Below are 20,482 nucleotides of genomic sequence, written 5' to 3' on the forward strand. Positions count from 1 at the left end.
CGAGCCTGAGGAACGGTCATGAAGCGCAACCCAAGGCTCATCGCAGTGGTCGCCGCCGTGGCCGCCGTGGGCACCATCGGCGCGGTTGGCGCCTCGATGGCGCTCACCGCACCGCAACCGGCCGTCCCGATGACCCCACCGGTGATCTCCCGCGACGTCGCATTGGGTCCCGACGGCCGATTGTCGGTGCAGTTCGTGGGGGACACGATGCTCGGCGACGCTGCTCAGCCCCTCATCGACCAGAAGGGCTACGACTGGCCCTTGCAGGCCGCTCGCGACTCGCTCGTGGGGGACTTCGCCATTGCGGTGGCCGAATCGCCGATCACGACGCTCACGCTGCCGTGGTCGATCGACAAGGAGTACAGCTACTCCACCAGGCCGGAGGCGGCGGGCGCGCTGGCTCGCGCCGGGATCGACGCGATGACGATGGCGAACAACCACGTCTTCGACGTCGGCCCGGTCGGGCTCATCAACACCATCAGCAACCTCGAGGCGGCGGGTGTATCGGCTTTCGGCGCGGGACCCGACATCGAACGCGCGGAGCAGCCGCTCCTGCTGCGGTCCGAGCTCGGGACGCTCGCCGTCGTCGGGATGGGGGAGAGCTTCGGAACCAGGGCGGGCCCCGACGAGCCGGGCACCGTGGAGTTCAGCTCGGAGGCGATCGCCCGCGGGGCCGAGACCGCGCGTCTGGCGGGAGCGGACTGGGTTATCGCCAACGTGCATTGGGGCGACAACTACCAACCGATCAACGCTGAGCAGCGGCATTGGGCCCAGCAGTTCGCCGAAGCGGCTTACGACATGGTGGTCGGCAGTGGATCGCATTCCGCGCAACCGATCGAGTTCATCGGGTCGATGCCAGTGGTCTACAGCGTAGGCAACTTCGTCTTCGGTTCCCCTGGGCGGTTCGACGATATTCGGGTACCTCCCATCGGTCTGGCCGTCGGGGTCGAGCTGAGCGCCGAGGGCCCGGCGCAGCTGTCGATCCGCTGTCTACAGTCCGACAACGACGTCGTGGGGTTCCAACCGCAGCCGTGCACCCCCTCCGAGGCGCAAGCCAACCTTCCTGCGCTCCACGCTGACCTGACCGTGCACGGAGACGTCGGCGTGATCCCGTGCGGCTGCTTCGCCCGGCGGGCCGGGGAATGAGGGGCGGCAGGCGGTTGCTCGGCGCCGTCGTCGTCGTAACAGTGCTGCTGGCAGCGTGCTCGTCCGGCGGGAGCCCGGAGCGCGAGGACCCACTGATCCGTCCAGGGCTCGGCGACTTCACGTTCAAGGGCTATGCGCCGCTGGGGGACCGTCCCGTCCGGGTCTGGTACGACGCGCCGGCCGACCCGAGCACTGCGCAGATCCTGATCGTGATGCACGGTATGGGGCGCAACGCCGAGGGATACCGCGCCGCCTGGCACGAGTATGTGGAGCCCAACAACGTCCTCGTCCTCGTGCCAGAGTTCAGCGAGGAGTTCTACCCCGGCGAGATGTACAGCGTCGGCAACATGGTCGACGGCGACGGGGACCTGCAGCCCGAGGCGAAGTGGAGCTTCCACGTCGTAGAGGCGCTGTTCGACTTCGTCGTACGGGAGATGGGCAGTCGCACCCGGGACTATGCCCTGTTCGGGCATTCCGCCGGGGCGCAGTTCGTGCACCGGTTCGTCGAGTTCATGCCGGCGCATCGGGCCCGGATCGCCGTCGCGGCGAACGCCGGCTGGTACACGACGCTCGACAACTCCGTGCCGTTCCCCTACGGCTTGGATGGAGCGCCGTCCCAACAGAGCGTGCCGAAGCGCGCCCTCGCCTCGAACCTCGTCGTCATGTTGGGTGCCGACGACATCGAAACGGAGAGCGACTCGCTGCGTCGTGACTCCCAAGCCGACGCCCAGGGGCGCAACAGGCTGGACCGCGGGATGAACTTCTACCAGACGTCGCGGACGGTCGCGGCGCGCGAGTCCATCGAGTTCCGGTGGCGGCTGGCAGTCCTACCTGGCGTCGCCCATTCACACCACGACGTCGCACCGCTGGCAGCACCACTGCTGCTCACGAATGCGCGCTGATGTGAAGGCGGGCGGCGACGGCTGGATAGAAGGGCGTCGGCTGGATAGAAGATGGACGGGTTCGCCGGCGGCGGGCCGGATCTGATCGGTCGATCGGATGACCCAGCTGAATGGGGTCCATGCGATCATGGCCCCGTGACGGAGCCGGTGCGCCCCGAGGATATGCGAGTGTCGGACGTCGAGCGGGAGAAGGTGCAGGACCATCTGCGCCGGGCCCACGAGATCGGCCAGCTCGACCTCACGGAGTTCGACGACCGTGTCCGTTCGGTGTGGGCCGCCCGGACGAAGGGCGAACTGGAGGGCGTCACCGCCGACCTGCCCGCGCTCCCGGAGGGCCCGGGCCCCCGCCCGGTCTTCTCGGACACCGGCGGCGGCACCGCCATGCGAGTGCTGACGATCGTCTGGGCCAGCCTTGCGGCGGTCAACCTCATGGTCTGGGGCCTTCTCGCGCTGACCGTCGGATTCGTCTATCCCTGGTGGCTCTGGGTGGCCATCCCGCCCGGCGCCGCGCTCGCCGTGCTCTACGCCGCCGGCATCGGCCGCCCGCCCCGGACCTGACCGCCCTCAGCGGGGTCCGCCACTCTTCGCTGCGTGTCCGACGACGCCGTACCGCAGCTCGCTCTGCCGTTGGTCGACGATTCCCGAACGACGCCGCCGCTGGTCGGCGACGAACGCGAGATCCTCACGGCCTACCTCGACTGGCAACGCGAGACGTTCGCGCTCAAGTGTGCGGGGGTGGCGCGGGATCGGCTCTCCGAGCATCTGGTTCCGCCGTCCCGGCTCACGCTCCACGGCCTGCTCAGGCATCTGGCCGGTGTGGAGAGGTGGTGGTTCCGCATCCAGTTCGCGGGGGAGGACGTCCCGCTCCTGTACTACTCCGACGACGACCCGGAGCAGGACTTCGAGTCCCTCGATGGCGACGTCGAGGAGGCCTTCGCCCTGTGGCGGGCGGAATGCCGGCGCTCCCGGGAGATCGTGGCGGCAGCCGCGCTGGACGACACGGGCGTGAATCGGGCATCGGGCGGGCCGGTTGCTCTGCGCCGCGTGATGGTGGGCACGATCGCGGAGTACGCGCACAACGGCCACGCCGACCTGCTCCGGGAACGGATTGACGGAGCTACGGGGTACTAGCGTCGCGGCTCGGGAGCGACACCGGGCCACTAGCGCCCGGCGGTACTCCTGGCCGCCGTCCCGGTCTCGGACGGCTACCCCCATCACGCGGAGCGCGTCCAGCGCTTCCCCGGCGGCCCCGCTCCGCTTGTCGGCCATCGCCCGCTTGCGAGCGCGCAGTAGCGCGTGGACGGGCTCGTCGAGGTCCGGGCTGCGGTCCACCCACCGCACGAAGTCGCCCTCGCGCGGGTCGGCAGTGCCGCGCCACGGGTGGTCGAACCCTCTTGAACGCCGCGCGTAGCTGCCCGGTGAGCAGCCCTTCGGCTTTCAACCGGGTCAGCTCGCCCCCGTCGTTCAAATTCGGTCATCGGATGTTGCCTGCAACCTTGTCGACGTGGAGCCGGACGATCACCCGCTCGACCTCTGGCCCCTCCGACGGTGGGTCCTCGCCGAGGTACTTGTGGCTGAGCGTTTTCGGCAGGGTCTTGTCCGGGTCAGGGGTGATCGTCACCGTGCCGCGCAGCTGGGTGTGTCGGTATGGATCGGCCACGTCAGTGATCGACACGCTCACGCGCGGGTCCCGCCGCAGGTTGCGGACCTTTCGCCGGTCCTCGGTGGCGCTGAACACCAGGTCGTCGTCCTCGAGCCCGACCCAGACGACCGATGTCTGTGGACCTCCGTCCGGGTTCAGCGTCGCCACGGTCGCGAAGGTCGGGCCGTCGATCAGGATGCGTACGGCGTCCGAGAGTCTGAGTGCCATACCCCGCCGAACCTTGCGCCGGCCTGGCGCTATTCCGCCTCTTGGGTGAACCCCTACCGACCGGTGGCCGCAGCCCGGTCGGGGCGGATCTGGCCGATGCGCACGATGGGGCAAGGTGCGGCGGCTGGAGCGGCTTGTCTCGCGGAACAGTGGCAACTCCTCGATGCGGCCCTCAGCGATGGTCTCCGGGCAGGACGGAGCCGGCACTGAAGCGGGCGAAGAACTCGGGGCGCAAGCGCGGAAAGCAGCAGGGCGCGAGGGGCACCGGGATGGGGGGTCGTCGGCCCCTCATCTGTGGTCTATACGGCGAGGTCGTGGAAGTCAAGTCTTCACACAGTCCAGTAAGTGCCACCACACCACTTTCCGCGTCGACCACTTGCGTCCGCCGCCCTGCAAGCGGAGGGCAGAGGAAAGACCACACCGTCCTTCACAGAAAAGCAGCATGCGATGTCCAGATCACTAATCGCGGCGAGCAAGCTGCCGCGGCCCTTCGCCGTCCCGCCCGTATTGACCCCGGTCGCTACCGGGGACATCGACGTATCCGCCTGTGTGCGACGTCATGACGACAATGGGGTGAGGGGCGGATGAACCTTCTGAGGTTCCAAGTGGACAGGGCGGCGTTGCGCGCGCGCAGGAATCGTCAGGAGCTGATCGCAGCGGGGTTGAACCGGCGTGACATGCTCACGATGGCTCTGCTGACCGGTGGTGGTTTCCTGGTAACCCAGCAGGGGCTGAGCGCGTGGGCGAGCGGTAGTAGCGCCACTCCCAGCAGCTTCGGGCTCGGCTTGAGTCCGAAGGTGACGCCGTTCGTCGAGCCGCTGCCGATCATGCCGGTGCTGCCGCTGCGGCCGGCGTCGGCGTTCACCCCGGCGCCGACGATCGCGGCGAACCGCACCATCAACCCGGCGACGGGCTTGCCGTTCGAGGGCCGGACCGAGTCGCACCAGTTCCGGGAGCGGTTTCCGGTGCAGCAGCAGTTCATCACCCGGATGGGCGCGAACCCGAACGTGAGCGTCCACCCGGACCTGCCCGCGCAGACCTTCTGGGGCTTCAACCTGGGCGACACGGACTTCGCCGCCGACCCGCCGCTGTCACCCGGCCCGACGATCGTCACTCGCTACCATGCGCCGACCCTGATCCGGCGCTACAACCAGCTGCCGCCGCAGGCGCAGAACGGCGGCTTCGGCGTACCGGAGACGTCCACCCACCTGCACAACTTCCACAGCGGACCGGACAGCGACGGCGGCGCGTGTGATCCGGTGCAAGCGCGGTTCTTCCGGCGTGGTCAGTTCTATGACTACTACCAGACCATGCAGTACGCCGGCTTCGACTCGACGCACCCGCCGCTCGGGAATGTCGAGGAGGCGCTGTCGACGCTGTGGTACCACGACCACCGGGTGGACCACACGGCGGAGAACGTCTACAAGGGGCTGGCCGGCTTCCATCTGGCGTTCAACGAGTTCGACACCGGTGACGAGAACACCGGGCTGCGGCTGCCGAGCTTCCCGGCCTTCGACATCCCGCTGTTGCTCGCCGACAAGTTGTTCGATCCCGACACCGGACTGCTGGTCTTCGACACCTTCGGGCTGGACGGCCTCGTCGGCGACACCCAGCTGGTCAACGGGAAGGTGCAGCCGTTCCTCGAGGTGCGCAAGCGCCGCTACCGCTTCCGGGTCCTGGACGCCGGCCCGTCACGCACCTATCGCCTCTTCCTCACCAACCCGGACAACCTGTCCCAGAGCATCCCGTTGTGGCAGATCAGCTCGGACGGCAACCTGCTGCCGCGGCCGCTGGAGATCAAGAGCTTCCTGCTCGGCGCGGCCGAGCGGGCGGACGTGATCATCGACTTCAAGAAGATCGCCGAGCGGTTCGGCAACCCGTCGAGGATCTGGCTGGAGAACCGGCTGGAGATGGTCAACGGCCGCAAGCCGACCGGCACGATCTTCCCGGCCGGCCAGGGCACCCCGGTGCTCGAGTTCCGCCTGCTTGGCGGCAACGTGGTCGACAACAGCTTCGACCCCGAGCCGGTCGCCAGCCCGCGGGTGCCGGCCTCGGTCACCGACAACGTCTTCGCGCCGATCGCACTGCCACGGATCGACAACCTCACACCCCGACTGACGCGGACGTTCAGGTTCGAACGTGGCAACGGCCAATGGCAGATCAACGGCCAGCTGATGGACTGCACGAAGTTCCGCTTCACGGTCCAGCGGAACACGACGGAGCGCTGGATCCTGCAGAACAGCTCCGGCGGCTGGGAGCACCCGATCCACATCCACCTGGAGGAGTTCCGGATCGTTCGCCGGAACGGCCGGCTGGTCCGACCGGGAGAGGGGGACTTCGGTCGCCAGGACGTCGTCCAGCTCGGTGATGAGGACATCGAGATCCTGATGCAGTTCCGCGACTTCCGCGGCGGCTACCCGATGCACTGTCACAACACGGTTCACGAGGACCACCAGATGATGCTCCTCTTCGAGGTCGCCGACGTCGGCGACAACAAGACCGCACCGTGAGGGGGCGACTGACGTGGTGACAATGACGAGACGCGGCGTGCTGGGCGTCTTGGGCGCGGCTCCGGTCGTCGGCGGGTTGGGTGCGTGGGCGACCCGCCGGTCGACCGACCATGGCGGGCAGCTGTCGGCGCGAGAGCGGTTCCAGCGGCTCCACCTGCCCGACGTACCGCTGGTCACGGCACCGGGCCTCGCGGTGCACTTCTACACCGACCTGGTGAAGGACAAGAAGGTCCTGATCAACTTCATCTACACGTCCTGCACCGAGCAATGCCCGCTGGCCACGGCGAACATTGCGAGGGTTCAGCGGATGCTGGGCGCGCCGGTCGGCCGTGAGATCTTCATGTACACGATCACCCTCGACCCAGTGGTCGACACCCCGGCGGTGCTGGCGGAGTACGCCTCGCGGTACGACGTCGGCCCGGGCTGGTCGTTTCTCACCGGCAAGCCCGCTGACATCGATCGGCTCCGCCGCGCGCTCGGCTTCACCTTCCAGAACGCCGAGGAGGACGCCGACGTGGACAACCACGTCGGCATGCTCCGCCACGGCGACGAGCCGGCGATGAAGTGGGCGGGCGTCCCAGTCCTCGGGAACCCGCAACACATCGTCCGCGGGCTGCGCTGGGACCTCATGGACGCTGCCTCGGAGGCATAGTGATCCGGCTCATCAGCCGCCACGGCGTAGTACCTGTCGCCACGATCGTCGCGGTTACGGTCGTGGCGGCCATGACGGTCGTCGCGTGGCCCAACGACTTCTGGAGTTCTCTCGCAGCCAACCAGCGCCCGGCGCAGACGTCGCCCGGTGCATCGGGCGCGGTGACCGTCTACCCTGCGCGCAGTCGTCCGCAGGGTCCTGAGCTGCGGGGCCAGACCCTGGACGGCGACGAGCTGGCGTTGGTCGACCTGCGGGCACACGTGGTGGTGATCAACGTGTGGGGCTCCTGGTGCCAACCCTGCCGCAAGGAGGCACCGGACCTGGCCCGCGTCGCCCGCGAGACCGCCGCGCTGGGCGTGCGATTCGTCGGCGTCGACACCCGCGACAACATCGACGCCGCGCGTGCGTCCGTCCGCACCTTCGAGATCCCGTATCCGAGCCTCATCGACGACGACGGGAGTCTGATGCTGACCTTCAACGGAGTGATCCCGGTCAGTGCCGTGCCGAGCACGGTCGTCGTCGACCCGGCAGGACACATCGCCGCCCGGGTCGTCGGCATCATCAGCTACGGCACGCTCCACGGGCTTGTCGACGACGTCCTCGCCGAGGAACCCCCCACCGGGCAGAAGGGCGGATCATGATCGCCACCCTCGCTTCCGGGGCTGCCACGGCCAACCCTGGTGACCTGGTGACCTACGGCCCGCTGCTGGTCGCGATCCCGGTCGCTGTCACCGCCGGGCTGGTGTCTTTCCTCAGCCCGTGCTGCCTGCCATTGCTGCCCGGTTACCTCGCCTACGTGACCGGCAGCGCCGGCGCCGATGCGCACCATTCACAGTCGACCTCGACCACCGACGTCCAGACGACCGCCGGCTCGACCACGGGCACATCGACCACCGCGGCGGCGACAGCCACGCGGGTGCGTCGGGTGCCGAGCCGGACGATGCTCGGCACCGGCCTGTTCGTGCTGGGTTTCGCCGCCGTTTTCACCAGCTACGGCGCGGCGTTCGGCGCCGTCGGAAGCACGCTACTCGAACATCAAGTCGTGGTCGTTCGGGTCCTCGGCGTGCTCACGATCGGGCTGGGCCTGATGTTCGCCGGGCTCCTCAGCAGGATCCCCCTCGCCGGCAGAGCCTGGCGGGTCGGCTACCGGCCGCCGGTTGGCGTCGCCGGCGCGCCGCTGCTGGGTGTGCTGTTCGGCGTCGGCTGGACGCCATGCATCGGCCCCACGCTGGCCGCCGTACTCGCCCTGTCCACCAGCACCGCAGGCGCCGGTCGGGGTGCCGCGCTGTCGTTCGCCTACAGCGTCGGCCTCGGTGTGCCGTTCCTGCTCGCCGCGCTCGGGGTGCAACGCGCTTTCGCGGTGTTCGAGCTCGCGCGTCGCCACGCCCGCACCGTCATGCGGGTCGGTGGCCTGCTCCTCGTGCTCGTGGGTGTGCTGCAGGTGACCGGCGCCTGGTCGACGCTGATCTACCACCTGCAGAGCCTCGTCGCGAACTGGCAATCGCCGCTCTGACTACGCCCACCACTGCCGTCCATACTCCGGTAGGGGGCAGTCAGCCTTTGCCGACCTGGATGAGCTGGTCAGCAAGCGTACGGCGTGGCGTGACCGCGGATGGGTGAAGCTCCCGGTGGACGGGCGATTGACTAGATCAACACGCCTGGCCAGGAGCTTCACATGCTGTCGTACCCCTCGGGGATGTCCGTGGCCGGCATAGCGGACACCCCTTCGATGGCGCAGGTGGGGCGGGTGCGGGAGGCGTAGGAGCGGGCGGCCGTGATGAGGCCGAGGCCAAGCCCACCGAACGCCAAGCCGCCGAACTCGACCATCCAGGTCACCCCCGTGCTGGTGAACCCGCCCGACGGCTCGATCCTCGGCAGCACACCGAGCGCGCTAAGCGGAGCGTAGATCGTGAGCGCGATCCCGTACACCGAAAGGCCAGGGGCGGTCAACCAGGCCGGGATCAGCGGCAGCAGTCGCGGGACCCGCACCCCGGACAGGAACAGCGTCCACCGGGGGAACACCATCCCCCACCGGTACATCAGGCCGAGCAGCAGGAAGACCACCAGCATGGCGGCCAGCACGGTGATGTCGATCCCCACCGATGCGAGCGCCTTCACCGACCCGGACGCGCCGGCGTTGGCCTCCCGCCACTCCTCCGCCGTGACGCCGAGCGCATCGCCGCCCAGCGTCCAGATGGTCTTGACCCCCGCCCAGGGCAGGATCCCGCACATCAGGACATAGACCGCCACCCGGGTCCGTCGCGGAGCGACCGAGGCGGCGGGGTGGGCGAGTCGGTCGCCGCCCATGCCCGGGTGGAGCCGGCCGCAGCGGGCGCACCTGCCCTGCAGGCGGCGGCGGAAGGTCACCGCCGAGACGGCCAGGACACCTACGCCGGCCGAGTCCAGCAGGGCATGGGACAGGCCGGTGGCGCTCTCCACTCCCGAACCCGACGCCAGCGTGACGACATAGAGCGGCAGAGAGATCGTCCCCACCGCGAACACTGGGATGGTCACCGTCAGGAGCGCCGTCACCGCCAGCCGACCGGCATGAGCGCGAGGCCTGGTGCCGGCCAGGCAGGCTCCGGCAGCCATGACGGCGAGCAGGGCCAGGACGAGCTGGCCCGGCGGCGCGTACGGCGTGTGCGGTGTCCAGGGCACGACAGTGCCCGTCGCCGCCCAGGTGACCTGAACGGTGGCGTACAGCGCGCCCCACGCCGCAGCGGCGAAGGGCGCCTACGCCGGCCGGCGTCGCCACCGAGAACCCCGCCCCGGGTCCTCGGCCGACCGCCGATGACCGGCTTCTGCGGCGCGGGTGCGGCGACGGTGGTAGGCGACGGTGACCGCGGCGAGCAACGGCCCCCACAGCAGCAGCGGCGCGTAGGCTGCGACGGCCAGGAGACCCTGCCAGTCGTGGAAGCCCAGGGCGAAGTCCGCGGGGAGTGGGTCGCCGTGGACGTCGCGTCCGAGCGAGATGGTGACCGCCGCCAGCGTCCACATAAGCGTCAGGACGGCGGCGCCGAGAGCGGCTGGGACGACGGCGGCGAGTACCGGTACCCGCCGGCCACGCAGCCCCGGGATCCAGCGGGGGAACACCTCTCCCCACATGGAGATGAGCCCGATGGCGGTGAATGCCAGCAGCTCGGACAGGACCGACAGGAGCACCACGTACAGCTCGATAGGCAGCCAGGGCGGGATGTCTCCGGCACCATGCCGCTCGCCGCGAGCGATCGGCAGATGGAAGGTGACCGCTGCGATCCGCCAGATGCCGGAAGGCAGAACGGTGAACGGGATGGTGAAAGCGGCGATCCGCGCCCACTGGGGAACCCCGGCCACGGGCTTATGAGCGGCCGACCAGGCTGCGCGTAGCCGCTTGGGCCGGGGCGGTGCTTCGGTGAGGATGGGCATGTCCGCTTTCCGGATCGGCGGGCACGGCTTGCCCGATCTGTTCCGAAGATCGCAGCCGACCCGGGCCGGACTGATCGCCCGCCGGAGGGAACCGAGTCCCTCGCACGGGTGAACGGCATCGCTCGCGGCGTCGCGACGCTCCCTGAGTCGCGGCTCGACCACACCGTCGACAGCGGCGACGGCATGCCCGGATCGATTTCGCCGTGCGAATGTCGAGAGCCCGTCGCTCTCCCCGGCGCCAGTGCCCAGCTCGTCGAGCAGCTGCAGGGCGAGCCGCCAAAGCTATGCCCCGGTCGTCTCCACGCCGGAGTGCTGCCCCGCACGGGTTCTTCCAACCTGCCGCACGGCTGGTACCCAAAGAAGGCGCCACACGAGCCTCATCCGGCGGCCGGCTCCCAGATTTCTCCCGAGACGGGCCCAATGGCGTCAGGGCCGGTTTCCCGAGTGAGGAAACCGGCCCTGACCTGGAGTTACGTGGTCGGGGTGACAGGATTTGAACCTGCGACCTCTTCGTCCCGAACGAAGCGCGCTACCAAGCTGCGCCACACCCCGATGGCCCGAAGGCCGTGTTTCACTCTAGCCGACGTCTGCGGCGGCCGACGCGGGGGTGGCCCTCGCGGCCGCCGCCACCGACGGGCGGGGCACGAGGGTCAGCAGGCTGGCCTCGGGCGGGCAGAAGAAGCGCACCGGGGCGAACGGGGATGTGCCGAGTCCCGCCGAGACGTGCAGCCAGGTGTGAGCGCCCCAGCGGGAGGCTCCGCGGGCGCGGGAGCGGTCGATCCCACAGTTGGTGACGATCGCACCGACGCCGGGGAGCCGCAGCTGCCCGCCGTGGGTGTGGCCCGCCATCACGAGGTCATAGCCGTCGGCTGCGAACCGGTCGAGCACCCGCGGCTCAGGGGAGTGCGTGAGGCCGAGGCGGAGGCCGGGCTCGCCGTCCGGACGCCCCGCGATGCGGCCGTAGCGGTCCAGCCCGAGGTGTGGGTCGTCGACGCCTGCGGCGCTGACGTGGACGCCGCTCACGGTGAGCTGTACCCGGCTGTGAGTGGCGTCGTCCCAGCCGCGCTCGATGAGGGCTGCCCGCAGGTCCCGCCACGGCAGCGGCTCGCCGTGGATGCGGCGCTTGCTCTTCACGAGGTAGCGCGCCGGGTTCTTCGGGGTGGGACCGAAGTAGTCGTTGCTGCCGAACACGAACAGGCCCGGCCGGTCCAGCAGCGGGCCGAGCGCGGCGACGGCGGCGGGCACGGCCCGCGGGTGCGCGAGGTTGTCGCCGGTGTTGACCACCAGGTCGGGCTCGAGTGCGGCCAGCTCGGCGACCCAGCGCTGCTTGCTGTGCTGGCGCGGCGTGATGTGCAGGTCGGAGACGTGCAGGACGCGCAGCGGCCGCGCCCCCTCGGCGAGCACCGGGAGTGTGACCTCACGCAGGGTCCAGCGGCGACGCTCGACGCCGGCCGCGTAGGCGACGGTGGCCGCTCCGGTGGTGGTGGCGCCGATTGCCACGCGAGCCCAGCTGTTCACCTCAGCAGAGTACGTCGAGGGCGCGTTGCATTAGCGTTTGATCCTGTGAGCACACTCAAGGCGCAGCTTCGGGCGGACCTGACCGCGGCGATGAAGGCCAGAGACGAGCTGGTGAAGGCCACGCTGCGGATGACGTTGACGGCGATCGGCAACGCCGAGGTGGCCGGCGAGGAGGCGCGGGAGCTCGACGACGCCGAGGTGCTGCAGGTGATCACCAAGGAAGCGAAGAAGCGCGCCGAGTCGGCGGAGGCCTTCGCCGCGGCCGGACGTGGTGAGCTCGCGGCGCAGGAGCGCGCCGAGGGCGAGGTGCTTGCCCGCTACCTGCCCGCCCAGCTCGGCGACGACGAGCTCGCCGCGATCGCGCGCGAGGCCGTCGACCAGACCGCTGCCGAGCTCGGGGAGCAGCCTGGCCCGCGCCAGATGGGCCAGGTCATGAAGAAGGCGACGGCTGCTGCCGCCGGCCGGGCAGATGGGCGCCGGGTGGCGGCGGCGGTGAAGGCACTGCTGGCCGGCTGAGGCCAGGCGCCCGTCCCCGTCCAGGCCGGTCAGCCCGTCGGGGCCTTCTTCTTGCGCGCCGCCGGCTTCTTGGCCGGGGCCCGCTTCGTGGTGCCGCCGCGGGCGCGGCGCTCGGCGAGCAGCTCGCTGGCCCGCTCGTCGGTGATCTGCTCGACCGAGTCGCCCTTTCGCAGCGACGCGTTCGTCTCGCCGTCGGTGACGTACGGGCCGAACCGCCCGTCCTTGATCACCATCGGCTTGCCGGTGGCCGCGTCCTTGCCCAGCTCCCGCAGGGACGGGGTGGCAGCTGCTGTGCGGCGCCCGCGCTGCTTGGGCTGCTTGTAGATCTCCACCGCCTCGTCGAGCGTGACGGCGAAGAGCTGCTCCTCGTCGGCCAGGGACCGCGAATCGGTGCCCTTCTTCAGGTAAGGGCCGTAGCGGCCGTTCTGGGCGGTGATCTCCTCGCCGCTCTCCGGGTCGACGCCGACCAGCCGGGGCAGCGACAGGAGCCGCAGCGCGTCCTCGAGGGTGACTGTCTCCGTGGTCATGTTCTTGAACAGCGAGCCGGTGCGCGGCTTCGGCTTCGCGGCGGCCTTGGCGGAGGTCTTCTTCTTCGCACCGCTTCCATTGCTGGCGGCAGCCGGCTCGGCGGGCGCCTCGGGCTCGGGGAGAAGCTCGGTGACGTAGGGCCCGTAGCGACCCTCCTTCGCCACGATCTCGTGGCCCGTGACCGGGTCGACGCCCAGCGAGCGGCCCTCCTGCGGCACGGCGAACAGCTGCTCGGCGACCTCGGGCGTGAGCTCGTCGGGCGGGAAGTCGTCGGGCAGGTTCGCCCGCTGGGACTCCCCGTCGCGCACGCGCTCCAGGTACGGCCCGTACCGGCCGACCCGCACGACGACGTCGTCGAACACCGGGACCGAGTTGATCTCGCGGGCGTCGATCTCCTCGAGGTTGACGCCCACGAGCTTCTTCAGCCCGCCTGCGCGCGCCACGGAGCCTTCCCGGCCCTCGTCGGCGCCGAAGTAGAACCCCGACAGCCACGCGGTGCGCTGCTGGTTGCCCTGGGCGATCGAGTCGAGCTCGTCCTCCATCGCCGCGGTGAAGTCGTAGTCGACGAGCCGGCCGAAGTGGTGTTCCAGCAGCCCCACCACGGCGAACGCGATCCAGGACGGGACGAGCGCCTGCCCCTTCTTCCACACGTAGCCGCGGTCCTGGATCGTCTTGATGATTGACGCGTAGGTGGACGGGCGGCCGATGCCCAGCTCCTCCAGCGCCTTGACCAGGCTCGGCTCGGTGTAGCGGGCCGGCGGGTTGGTGGTGTGGCCCTCCGGGGTCAGCTCCGCCGCCGTGAGCGCCTGGCCCTTCGTCAGCTCCGGGAGCCGCGACTCGGCATCGTCGGCCACGCCGCCCAACTGGTCGTCCAGCGTCTCGACGTAGGCCTTGAGAAAGCCGGGGAACGTGATCGTGCGGCCGGACGCGGCGAACACGACGTCCTCGCCGGTGGCCGCGCTGCCGTTGATCCGGATGCTGACCGTGGTGCCGCGGGCGTCGGCCATCTGGGAGGCGACCGTGCGCTGCCAGATCAGCTCGTAGAGGCGGAAGTCGTCGCCGTCCACCTCGCGGGCGATCTCGCCGGGAGTCCGGAACCTCTCACCGGCGGGCCGGATCGCCTCGTGGGCCTCCTGCGCGTTCTTGACCTTGCGTGTGTACTGCCGCGGCTGCGGTGAGACGTACGCGTCGCCGTACAGCTCGCGGGCCTGCGCACGGGCGGCCTGGATCGCTGCGTCGGACAGCGTGGTGGAGTCGGTGCGCAGGTAGGTGATGTAGCCGTTCTCGTAGAGCCGCTGCGCGCTGCGCATGGTGCGGTCGGCGGAGAAGCGCAGCTTGCGGCCGGCCTCCTGCTGCAGCGTGGACGTCATGAACGGCGGGTACGGCTTACGCGTGTAGGGCTTGGACTCGACGGACTCCACAGCCATGTCGCGGCCGGCGAGCGCCTCCGCGAGACGGCGGGCGTCGGCCTCGACGAGGGCGCGGACGTTCTTGCCCTTGAGCTGCCCGTCCGGTCCGAAGTCGCGGCCCGTAGCCACGCGGGTGCCGTCGACGGTCACGAGGCGGGCCGGGAACTGGCGCGGGCTCGCGTCGGCGCCTGCGTCGAGTTGGGCGGCGATGTCCCAGTACGAGGCCTGGACGAACGCCATCCGCTCCCGCTCGCGCTGCACGATGATGCGGGTGGCCACCGACTGCACGCGGCCCGCCGACAGCCGCGGCATGACCTTCTTCCACAGCACGGGGGAGACCTCGTAGCCGTAGAGGCGGTCGAGGATGCGGCGGGTCTCCTGGGCGTCGACGAGGTCGTGGTCGACGTCGCGGAGGTTCTCGACGGCGGCCCGGATGGCGGGTTCGCTGATCTCGTGGAACACCATCCGGCGCACCGGCACCTTGGGCTTGAGCGTGTCGAGCAGGTGCCAGGCGATGGCCTCGCCCTCGCGGTCGGGGTCGGTGGCGAGCAGGACCTCGTCGACGGACTTCAGGGCGTCCTTGAGCTCGGCGACCTTGCCCTTCTTCTCGGGCGTGATGATGTAGAGCGGGGTGAACTGGTTGTCGACGTCCACCCCGAGGCGGGCCCAGGACTCGCCCTTGTACTTGGCGGGCACGTCCGCCGCGCCGCGCGGCAGGTCACGGATGTGCCCGACCGACGCCTCCACGATGTAGTCCTTGCCGAGGTACTGCTGGATCTTCTTGGCCTTCGTGCCGGATTCGACGATCACCAGCCGGCGCGTCGGATGCCCGTTCGCGGTGGCGGTGGGCGTGCCGGTACCCCGGCTGCCACCCGCCTTCCGGCGGCCTGCTCCGTTTGCGGTAGCGGGCTTCGAGCTCGTCGTTCCGGTTGTCACGTGGTCCTACTCCATCGTCTACGGCCGTGTCGGCGCTGCGCCATTGTCGGCGCCGGGACACGGGCCGTCCGGCAGGCCCGCCGCGCCGGCTGCGCGGGTGACCCAGAAACATTGACCCAGAAACATCGAGTATGCGTCGCCCGCGAACCGGGCACCTACCGGTTCCCCAACTTCGCACGCCCACCCCTTGTGTTGTGCTCGTCACACTCCGGCCAGGTAGACCGGCGAGCGACTGCGCTCGGCCGAGTTGCGCGGCGCGAGCCTAACGAGCCCGTCAAGAAGCGTGACGACCCCAGTATCGCGGCCAGTCCGCCGTGGCCGCCCGGGGCGGGACCGGGCCGACGAGCTCGACAAGCCGCTGGACGCGGCGGGTTCCGCTGATCCGCAGGGCAGGTTCTCCGCCCACCCGGGCCGGCGGGATGCCCGCTCGGGTGCACGCCGCCACCAGCGGGAGGTGGGTCTCGGGTGCATGCTGATCCAGCGTCAGAACGTAACCGCCCCGCTCGTCGGGCCTGCCCGCAGCCAGCGCCCACATCCTCAACGCCGGACCGTCCAGCTGCCATTCCGCCGGGACCGTTTTCGTCGCGCCTCGGGTCCATTCCCTTGCGAGCTCGACCAGGTCGCAGCGGAACGCCGTGCGCAGCGCGGTGGCGCCGCTCTCGGTACGGACGGCGGTGACGGGGATGCCGGTGGCCGCGCAGGCCGCCGTGACGGCGGGCGCCCTGGCCGGGTCGGGCAGCACGATCGACAGCCGCGCCTGATCGCCGGCGCCGAACCGCACGATCTGTCCCGGCCCGCACAGCAGCCCCGCCAGATCGGCCACCTGCGGGGGACGCGCCTCGGCGGAGAAGATGGAGAGCTGTGACACGCTGCGCACAGTAGAACACGCGTTCGATCGAGCGCGAGGGACTCGCCGAAGATCGGTCGCTGCCGGGCTGCTGCCGGGCTGCTGCCGGGACCGCTACTGGGGCACGACGGCGGCGAGGCTCGACAGCTGCTGGCACTGCGTCGCCCGCTCGGCCGCGCGCTGGAGCCTCGGAGTGGTGCTGAGATCGCGCAGCAGGTCCGGCGGCGCGATCGCGGCCAACGTGGTCTCGACCTGGGTGAGCACCGCCATGAAGGATTGCCTGTCACCGGGGTTGGCGGTGTCCATCGTCGTCTTCGCGCCGCTGAAGTCCTGTTCGAGGAACTGCATCGCGCTCTCGGTCCGCCCGATCGCCTCGTCGCCGCCCTGCACCGGCGACTGCCCGACGGCGTCGAGCTGCGCCCGGCCCTCCTGGACGCCCGCGACGACGCTGCCCAGGTAGTCGCTGACCGTCCGCTGGACCGCCGGCAGGTCCTTCGACCCGCTGAAGTCCGGCGCCGCCGTCGCGGGCACCGCGAAGCTCAGTACTGCTCCGCAGACCCGGTCGACCCACACCACGGGGTCGCTCCCCGGGCCCTCTGTCGGCGCGGGCGCGGGGTCGGCGGTGGGATTCCCGCCCACGCTGCTGGTGCACCCGGCGAGCCCGGCCAACACGGCGAGCACGAGAGCGATCGGGACGAGGGCGCTCGGGGTGGCGCGGGATGGAGGGGTCATGCTCCAGCTCCAGCTCGGGGGCAGGACGGCCACCAGTGTGCCCGGCCCGGTGAACCGATCGGCGGAGCCCCCTTGGTACGCCAGGCCTAGCGTTATGCCCGCGCTCGTGTCGCCCGAGTACGGGGCCGGCCGGAGTCTCGCGGTCAACTCGACCATGGCAGCGGGCACAACGTTCGGACGTCACCCCGCTGGTGAGCTCACCGAGCGGAGCTGCTGGCAGTTGACTGCCTGCTCGCTCGCCGTCCTGAGCGCCTCGTTCGCCCCGAGACCTTCCGTCGGGCTCGGCATGGTGCGTAGCTCCTGCAGAGGTGCCGTTGCGGCAGGCAGAGCGGTCGCCAAGACCTCAGGGCTCGTGGTGTCGACGCTCGCGAGCTGGGTCCTTGCGGCCTCGAAGCTGGTACGGATGCGGGCGAGAGTGTCCCCCAACCGGGCCACGTACTCGTCGCCGCCGTCCACCGGTGAGTGCCCGACAGCGTCGAGCGCGGTGATCGACTGCTGGAGGCCGTCGGAGGTGGAGGCGAGGTAGTCGCTCACGCCCTGCACTGCGGCGGCGGGGTTGGTGCGGTCGATCCGGGGCTGCCGCGCCGCGGCGAGCGTGAAACCGCTCAGCGCACCGCAGACGTCGTCGGTCCACGCGACGGCCTCCGCATCCGCGCCGCTACCGCCGCCGCAGCCAGCGACGAGCAGCGCGAGCGCCGAAAGGATGGTGCAGCCGTACGTGCGAGTCCTCATGGGTCCTCCGCCGCGGTGCGCTGGGACGCGCGGCGCGCGTCGCGATCAGCGGACCGCTCTGTTGACCGGTTCAACGACGGAGGCCGCTCACCCGTACGGGTGCGCGGCCTCCGAAGTGTTCTGTGTGTCAGCGGTTACCGCGTCAGCTGACGGAGCTCTCCGCCGGCGTGTCGATCGACGTCGAGCGCCGCTTGGACACGACGACCGCCGCGACGATGATGACGACCGCGACGAGCGCGATCGCGATGCGCAGCGGCGTTGAGGCCGAGGCGCCCACGGAGAACGTGACGACGGCCGGAGCGATCAGCACCGAGACCAGGTTCATCACCTTGATCAGGGGGTTGATGGCCGGGCCTGCGGTGTCCTTGAACGGGTCGCCGACCGTGTCGCCGATGACCGTTGCCGCGTGGGCCTCCGAGCCCTTGCCGCCGTGGTGGCCGTCCTCGACCAGCTTCTTGCCGTTGTCCCAGGCCCCACCGGAGTTGGCGAGGAAGATCGCCATGAGCGTGCCCGACGCGATGGCGCCCGCGAGGTACCCCGCGAGCGGGCCGACGCCGAGGCCGAAGCCGACGGCGATCGGGGCGAAGATCGCGAGCAGGCCCGGCGTGGCCAGCTCGCGCAGTGAGTCTCGGGTGCAGATGTCCACGACGCGGCCGTACTCCGGCCGGACCGTGCCCTCCATGATCCCGGGGTTCTCGCGGAACTGGCGGCGCACCTCGAACACGATCGCGCCCGCCGCGCGCGTCACGGCGTTGATGGCGAGGCCGGAGAACATGAACACCACGGCGGCGCCGATGATCACGCCGACCAAGGTGTTGGGCGAGAACACCTCGAAGGCGAACGCGGTGCCCGCGTCCTGCAGTGCGACTCCTGCGCTCCCGAGTGCCTGAGTGATCGCGTCGCGGTAGGAGCCGAACAGCGCGGTGGCGGCGAGCACGGCCGTCGCGATCGCAATGCCCTTCGTGATGGCCTTGGTCGTGTTGCCCACCGCATCGAGCTCGGTGAGGATGGCGACTCCGTCGCCCTCGACGTCGCCGGACATCTCGGCGATGCCCTGGGCGTTGTCGGAGACCGGGCCGAAGGTGTCCATCGCGACGATGACGCCCACCGTGGTGAGCAGGCCGGTGCCGGCCAGCGCCACGGCGAAGAGCGCCACGGTGATCGAGCCGGTGGCGAGTGCGAACGCGCCGAACACCGCTGCGCTGATCACGAGGGCGGTGTACACGGCCGACTCGAAGCCGATCGAGATGCCGGAGAGGATGACCGTGGCCGCGCCGGTGCGGGAGGACTCGCCGACGGTCTTGACCGGCTTGTACTCGGTGCCGGTGAAGTAGCCGGTGAGCCACAGGATGATCCCGGCGAGCACGATGCCGATGATCACGGCAACCGAGGCGATGAGCCGCGGGTCCGCACCTGCCATGGCCGCGACGACCGTGCGGTCGGTCGGGTTCACCAGGTCGCCGAAGCTGCCCGGCAGGTAGATGTATGCGGCGATGACGCACAGCACCGCAGAGATGACCGCGGAGATGTAGAAGCTGCGGTTGATCGTGGTCAGGCTGCTCTCGCCCTCGCGGGTGCGGGTGATGTAGACACCCACGACCGCGGTGAGCACGCCGATGGCCGGCACGATCAGCGGGAACAGCAGGCCCTGCAGGCCGAACGCCGCAGTGCCGAGGATCAGCGCTGCCACCAGCGTGACGGCGTAGGACTCGAACAGGTCCGCCGCCATGCCGGCGCAGTCGCCGACGTTGTCGCCCACGTTGTCGGCGATGGTGGCGGCGTTGCGCGGGTCGTCCTCGGGGATGCCCTGCTCGACCTTGCCGACCAGGTCGGCGCCCACGTCGGCCGCCTTGGTGAAGATGCCGCCGCCAACCCGCATGAACATCGCGAGCAGCGCGGCGCCGAAGCCGAAGCCCTCGAGCACGCGGGGAGCGTGACCGGCGTAGGTCATCACGACCAGCGCGGCGCCGAACAGGCCGAGGCCGACCGTGAACATGCCGACCGCTCCGCCGGTGCGGAACGCGATGCGGGTGGCCTTCTCCCTGCCGCCCGGCTCGCGCGCGGCCGCGGCGACCCGGATGTTCGCCCGCGTGGCGAGCCACATCCCGAGGTAGCCGATCGACGCCGAGAACACCGCGCCGAGGATGAAGAAGATCGACCGCCCGATCCGTTCGTTGAGGTTCTCCGCGGGGAGCGCGAATAGCAGCACGAACACGATGACAACGAAGATGCCAAGTGTGCGGAACTGCCGGTTAAGGTACGCCGCGGCGCCTTCCTGGACCGCTCGGCCGATTTCCTGCATCTTGGAGGTGCCCTCGCCGGCGGCGAGCACCTCCCGGAGCAGGACAAAGCCGATGGCCAGGGCAGCGAGCGCGACCACCGCGACCACACCTACGAGGATGTAGTCACCTCCGCCGAGCTCGAGGCCCTGCGCAAGGGTGGTGGGCACGGACATTCGTCCTCCTGGTTCAGCGAAATACCGGGCCAGGGAACTCAGACGGCAACCCTGGCGTCTCGTGATTGCCCGTTGCCGCTGGTGGGCGTCATACAAGCGCGTGCATTGTAAGTGTGTGACCCCGACCTCACGGCAGCGAGGGCCACGTGTGCAGGGTCATAACGATACGGCCACGAACCCTGCGAGCGCTGGACGAACGTGCGTTGCCTGGGGCTGGTAGAGGATCTTGCCCCGGATCAACCGCCAGCGGCTCTCCGTAATTCTGCTGCGGGCAGTGCCCCCACCGTCGGTCCGGTGTGCCAACCTCGGTGACCGTGAGTGGCT

Annotated in this window: 18 protein-coding genes, 1 tRNA gene and 1 pseudogene; 9 read left to right on the forward strand and 11 right to left on the reverse strand. The window is 70.1% G+C overall.

All coding sequences use genetic code 11. From position 1 onward, the window contains the following. The first annotated feature begins 18 nt into the window (after positions 1 to 18). The 4 genes from ABD143_RS02040 (at position 19) to ABD143_RS02055 (ending at position 3,179) form a co-directional block, all read left to right on the forward strand. Complete coding sequence (locus ABD143_RS02040) at positions 19 to 1,146, forward strand: CapA family protein (protein WP_343970338.1); 1,128 nt, start codon at positions 19 to 21, stop codon at positions 1,144 to 1,146. Continuing rightward, on the forward strand, positions 1,113 to 2,048 hold the full coding sequence (locus ABD143_RS02045; RefSeq protein WP_343970341.1) for a hypothetical protein: 936 nt from the start codon (positions 1,113 to 1,115) through the stop codon (positions 2,046 to 2,048). The genes ABD143_RS02040 and ABD143_RS02045 overlap by 34 nt, the downstream gene beginning before the upstream one ends. Positions 2,049 to 2,183: 135 nt before the next feature. Further along, entirely contained in the window at positions 2,184 to 2,606 is a 423-nt protein-coding gene (locus ABD143_RS02050) for a DUF1707 SHOCT-like domain-containing protein (RefSeq protein ID WP_343970344.1), read from the forward strand. Positions 2,607 to 2,639: 33 nt separating this feature from the next. Then, positions 2,640 to 3,179 (forward strand): DinB family protein, encoded by a 540-nt coding sequence (locus ABD143_RS02055; RefSeq protein ID WP_379659780.1) that lies wholly within the window; start codon positions 2,640 to 2,642, stop codon positions 3,177 to 3,179. 51 nt (positions 3,180 to 3,230) lie between these two features. Here the strand turns inward: ABD143_RS02055 and ABD143_RS38100 are convergent. Beyond that, a pseudogene (locus ABD143_RS38100) lies at positions 3,231 to 3,389 on the reverse strand (CysS/YqeB C-terminal domain-containing protein); the annotation flags it as partial. Positions 3,390 to 3,522: 133 nt separating this feature from the next. After that, entirely contained in the window at positions 3,523 to 3,918 is a 396-nt protein-coding gene (locus ABD143_RS02060) for a PPOX class F420-dependent oxidoreductase (protein ID WP_343970347.1), read from the reverse strand. Between the two features lie 686 nt (positions 3,919 to 4,604). Between ABD143_RS02060 and ABD143_RS02065 the strand changes: the two genes are divergently transcribed. Genes ABD143_RS02065 through ABD143_RS02080 form a run of 4 tightly spaced genes read left to right on the forward strand, consistent with a single transcriptional unit; the run spans position 4,605 to position 8,593 of the window. Continuing rightward, positions 4,605 to 6,428 (forward strand): multicopper oxidase family protein, encoded by a 1,824-nt coding sequence (locus tag ABD143_RS02065; protein ID WP_343970350.1) that lies wholly within the window; start codon positions 4,605 to 4,607, stop codon positions 6,426 to 6,428. A 22-nt stretch (positions 6,429 to 6,450) separates the two neighbouring features. Next, positions 6,451 to 7,080 (forward strand): SCO family protein, encoded by a 630-nt coding sequence (locus ABD143_RS02070; RefSeq protein ID WP_343970353.1) that lies wholly within the window; start codon positions 6,451 to 6,453, stop codon positions 7,078 to 7,080. Then, positions 7,080 to 7,721, forward strand: coding sequence for a TlpA family protein disulfide reductase (locus ABD143_RS02075; RefSeq protein ID WP_343970356.1), 642 nt, complete (start codon positions 7,080 to 7,082; stop codon positions 7,719 to 7,721). Before ABD143_RS02070 ends, ABD143_RS02075 begins: the two co-directional genes overlap by 1 nt. Beyond that, positions 7,718 to 8,593 (forward strand): cytochrome c biogenesis CcdA family protein, encoded by an 876-nt coding sequence (locus tag ABD143_RS02080; RefSeq protein ID WP_343970359.1) that lies wholly within the window; start codon positions 7,718 to 7,720, stop codon positions 8,591 to 8,593. The genes ABD143_RS02075 and ABD143_RS02080 overlap by 4 nt, the downstream gene beginning before the upstream one ends. A gap of 158 nt (positions 8,594 to 8,751) precedes the next feature. On the opposite strand, the gene ABD143_RS02085 is transcribed toward ABD143_RS02080, so the two are convergent. From ABD143_RS02085 to ABD143_RS02100, 4 genes are all read right to left on the reverse strand, one after another. Further along, entirely contained in the window at positions 8,752 to 9,738 is a 987-nt protein-coding gene (locus ABD143_RS02085) for a hypothetical protein (protein ID WP_343970362.1), read from the reverse strand. A 75-nt stretch (positions 9,739 to 9,813) separates the two neighbouring features. Further along, positions 9,814 to 10,413: a hypothetical protein gene (locus ABD143_RS02090; protein ID WP_343970365.1), complete on the reverse strand. Its 600-nt coding sequence runs from the start codon at positions 10,411 to 10,413 to the stop codon at positions 9,814 to 9,816. 547 nt (positions 10,414 to 10,960) lie between these two features. Beyond that, positions 10,961 to 11,037 (reverse strand) — tRNA-Pro (locus ABD143_RS02095). 24 nt (positions 11,038 to 11,061) lie between these two features. After that, complete coding sequence (locus tag ABD143_RS02100) at positions 11,062 to 12,003, reverse strand: metallophosphoesterase (RefSeq protein WP_343970368.1); 942 nt, start codon at positions 12,001 to 12,003, stop codon at positions 11,062 to 11,064. 45 nt (positions 12,004 to 12,048) lie between these two features. Between ABD143_RS02100 and ABD143_RS02105 the strand changes: the two genes are divergently transcribed. Continuing rightward, the gene (locus tag ABD143_RS02105) at positions 12,049 to 12,519 is read left to right on the forward strand and encodes a GatB/YqeY domain-containing protein (protein WP_343970371.1); all 471 of its coding nucleotides are present in this window, start codon (positions 12,049 to 12,051) and stop codon (positions 12,517 to 12,519) included. A gap of 29 nt (positions 12,520 to 12,548) precedes the next feature. On the opposite strand, the gene topA is transcribed toward ABD143_RS02105, so the two are convergent. The 5 genes from topA to ABD143_RS02130 all read right to left on the reverse strand — a co-directional run bounded on the left by topA (position 12,549) and on the right by ABD143_RS02130 (position 20,158). Then, positions 12,549 to 15,392 (reverse strand): type I DNA topoisomerase, encoded by a 2,844-nt coding sequence (topA, locus tag ABD143_RS02110; RefSeq protein WP_379659782.1) that lies wholly within the window; start codon positions 15,390 to 15,392, stop codon positions 12,549 to 12,551. Between the two features lie 274 nt (positions 15,393 to 15,666). Further along, a complete protein-coding gene (locus ABD143_RS02115; protein WP_343970374.1) occupies positions 15,667 to 16,260 on the reverse strand; it encodes a hypothetical protein in 594 nt (197 codons plus the stop codon). Between the two features lie 93 nt (positions 16,261 to 16,353). Next, positions 16,354 to 16,971, reverse strand: coding sequence for a hypothetical protein (locus ABD143_RS02120; protein ID WP_343970377.1), 618 nt, complete (start codon positions 16,969 to 16,971; stop codon positions 16,354 to 16,356). A 180-nt stretch (positions 16,972 to 17,151) separates the two neighbouring features. Beyond that, positions 17,152 to 17,703 carry a hypothetical protein gene (locus tag ABD143_RS02125; protein WP_343970380.1) on the reverse strand — a complete coding sequence of 184 codons (552 nt, stop codon included), beginning with the start codon at positions 17,701 to 17,703 and terminating at the stop codon, positions 17,152 to 17,154. A 142-nt stretch (positions 17,704 to 17,845) separates the two neighbouring features. Continuing rightward, positions 17,846 to 20,158, reverse strand: coding sequence for a sodium-translocating pyrophosphatase (locus tag ABD143_RS02130; RefSeq protein WP_343970383.1), 2,313 nt, complete (start codon positions 20,156 to 20,158; stop codon positions 17,846 to 17,848). Between the last annotated feature and the right edge of the window lie 324 nt (positions 20,159 to 20,482).

It is taken from the genome of Pseudonocardia aurantiaca (assembly GCF_039526725.1).
Lineage (GTDB): Bacteria > Actinomycetota > Actinomycetes > Mycobacteriales > Pseudonocardiaceae > Pseudonocardia > Pseudonocardia aurantiaca.

What these genes read in the sequence shown, in the direction of transcription:
- ABD143_RS02060 (WP_343970347.1), bottom strand. Translation starts at nt 3,918, where the DNA reads ATGGCACTCAGACTCTCGGACGCCGTACGCATCCTGATCGACGGCCCG.
- ABD143_RS02125 (WP_343970380.1), bottom strand. Translation starts at nt 17,703, where the DNA reads ATGAGGACTCGCACGTACGGCTGCACCATCCTTTCGGCGCTCGCGCTG.
- ABD143_RS02120 (WP_343970377.1), bottom strand. Translation starts at nt 16,971, where the DNA reads ATGACCCCTCCATCCCGCGCCACCCCGAGCGCCCTCGTCCCGATCGCT.
- ABD143_RS02070 (WP_343970353.1), top strand. Translation starts at nt 6,451, where the DNA reads ATGACGAGACGCGGCGTGCTGGGCGTCTTGGGCGCGGCTCCGGTCGTC.
- ABD143_RS02080 (WP_343970359.1), top strand. Translation starts at nt 7,718, where the DNA reads ATGATCGCCACCCTCGCTTCCGGGGCTGCCACGGCCAACCCTGGTGAC.
- ABD143_RS02130 (WP_343970383.1), bottom strand. Translation starts at nt 20,158, where the DNA reads ATGTCCGTGCCCACCACCCTTGCGCAGGGCCTCGAGCTCGGCGGAGGT.
- ABD143_RS02040 (WP_343970338.1), top strand. Translation starts at nt 19, where the DNA reads ATGAAGCGCAACCCAAGGCTCATCGCAGTGGTCGCCGCCGTGGCCGCC.
- ABD143_RS02065 (WP_343970350.1), top strand. Translation starts at nt 4,605, where the DNA reads ATGGCTCTGCTGACCGGTGGTGGTTTCCTGGTAACCCAGCAGGGGCTG.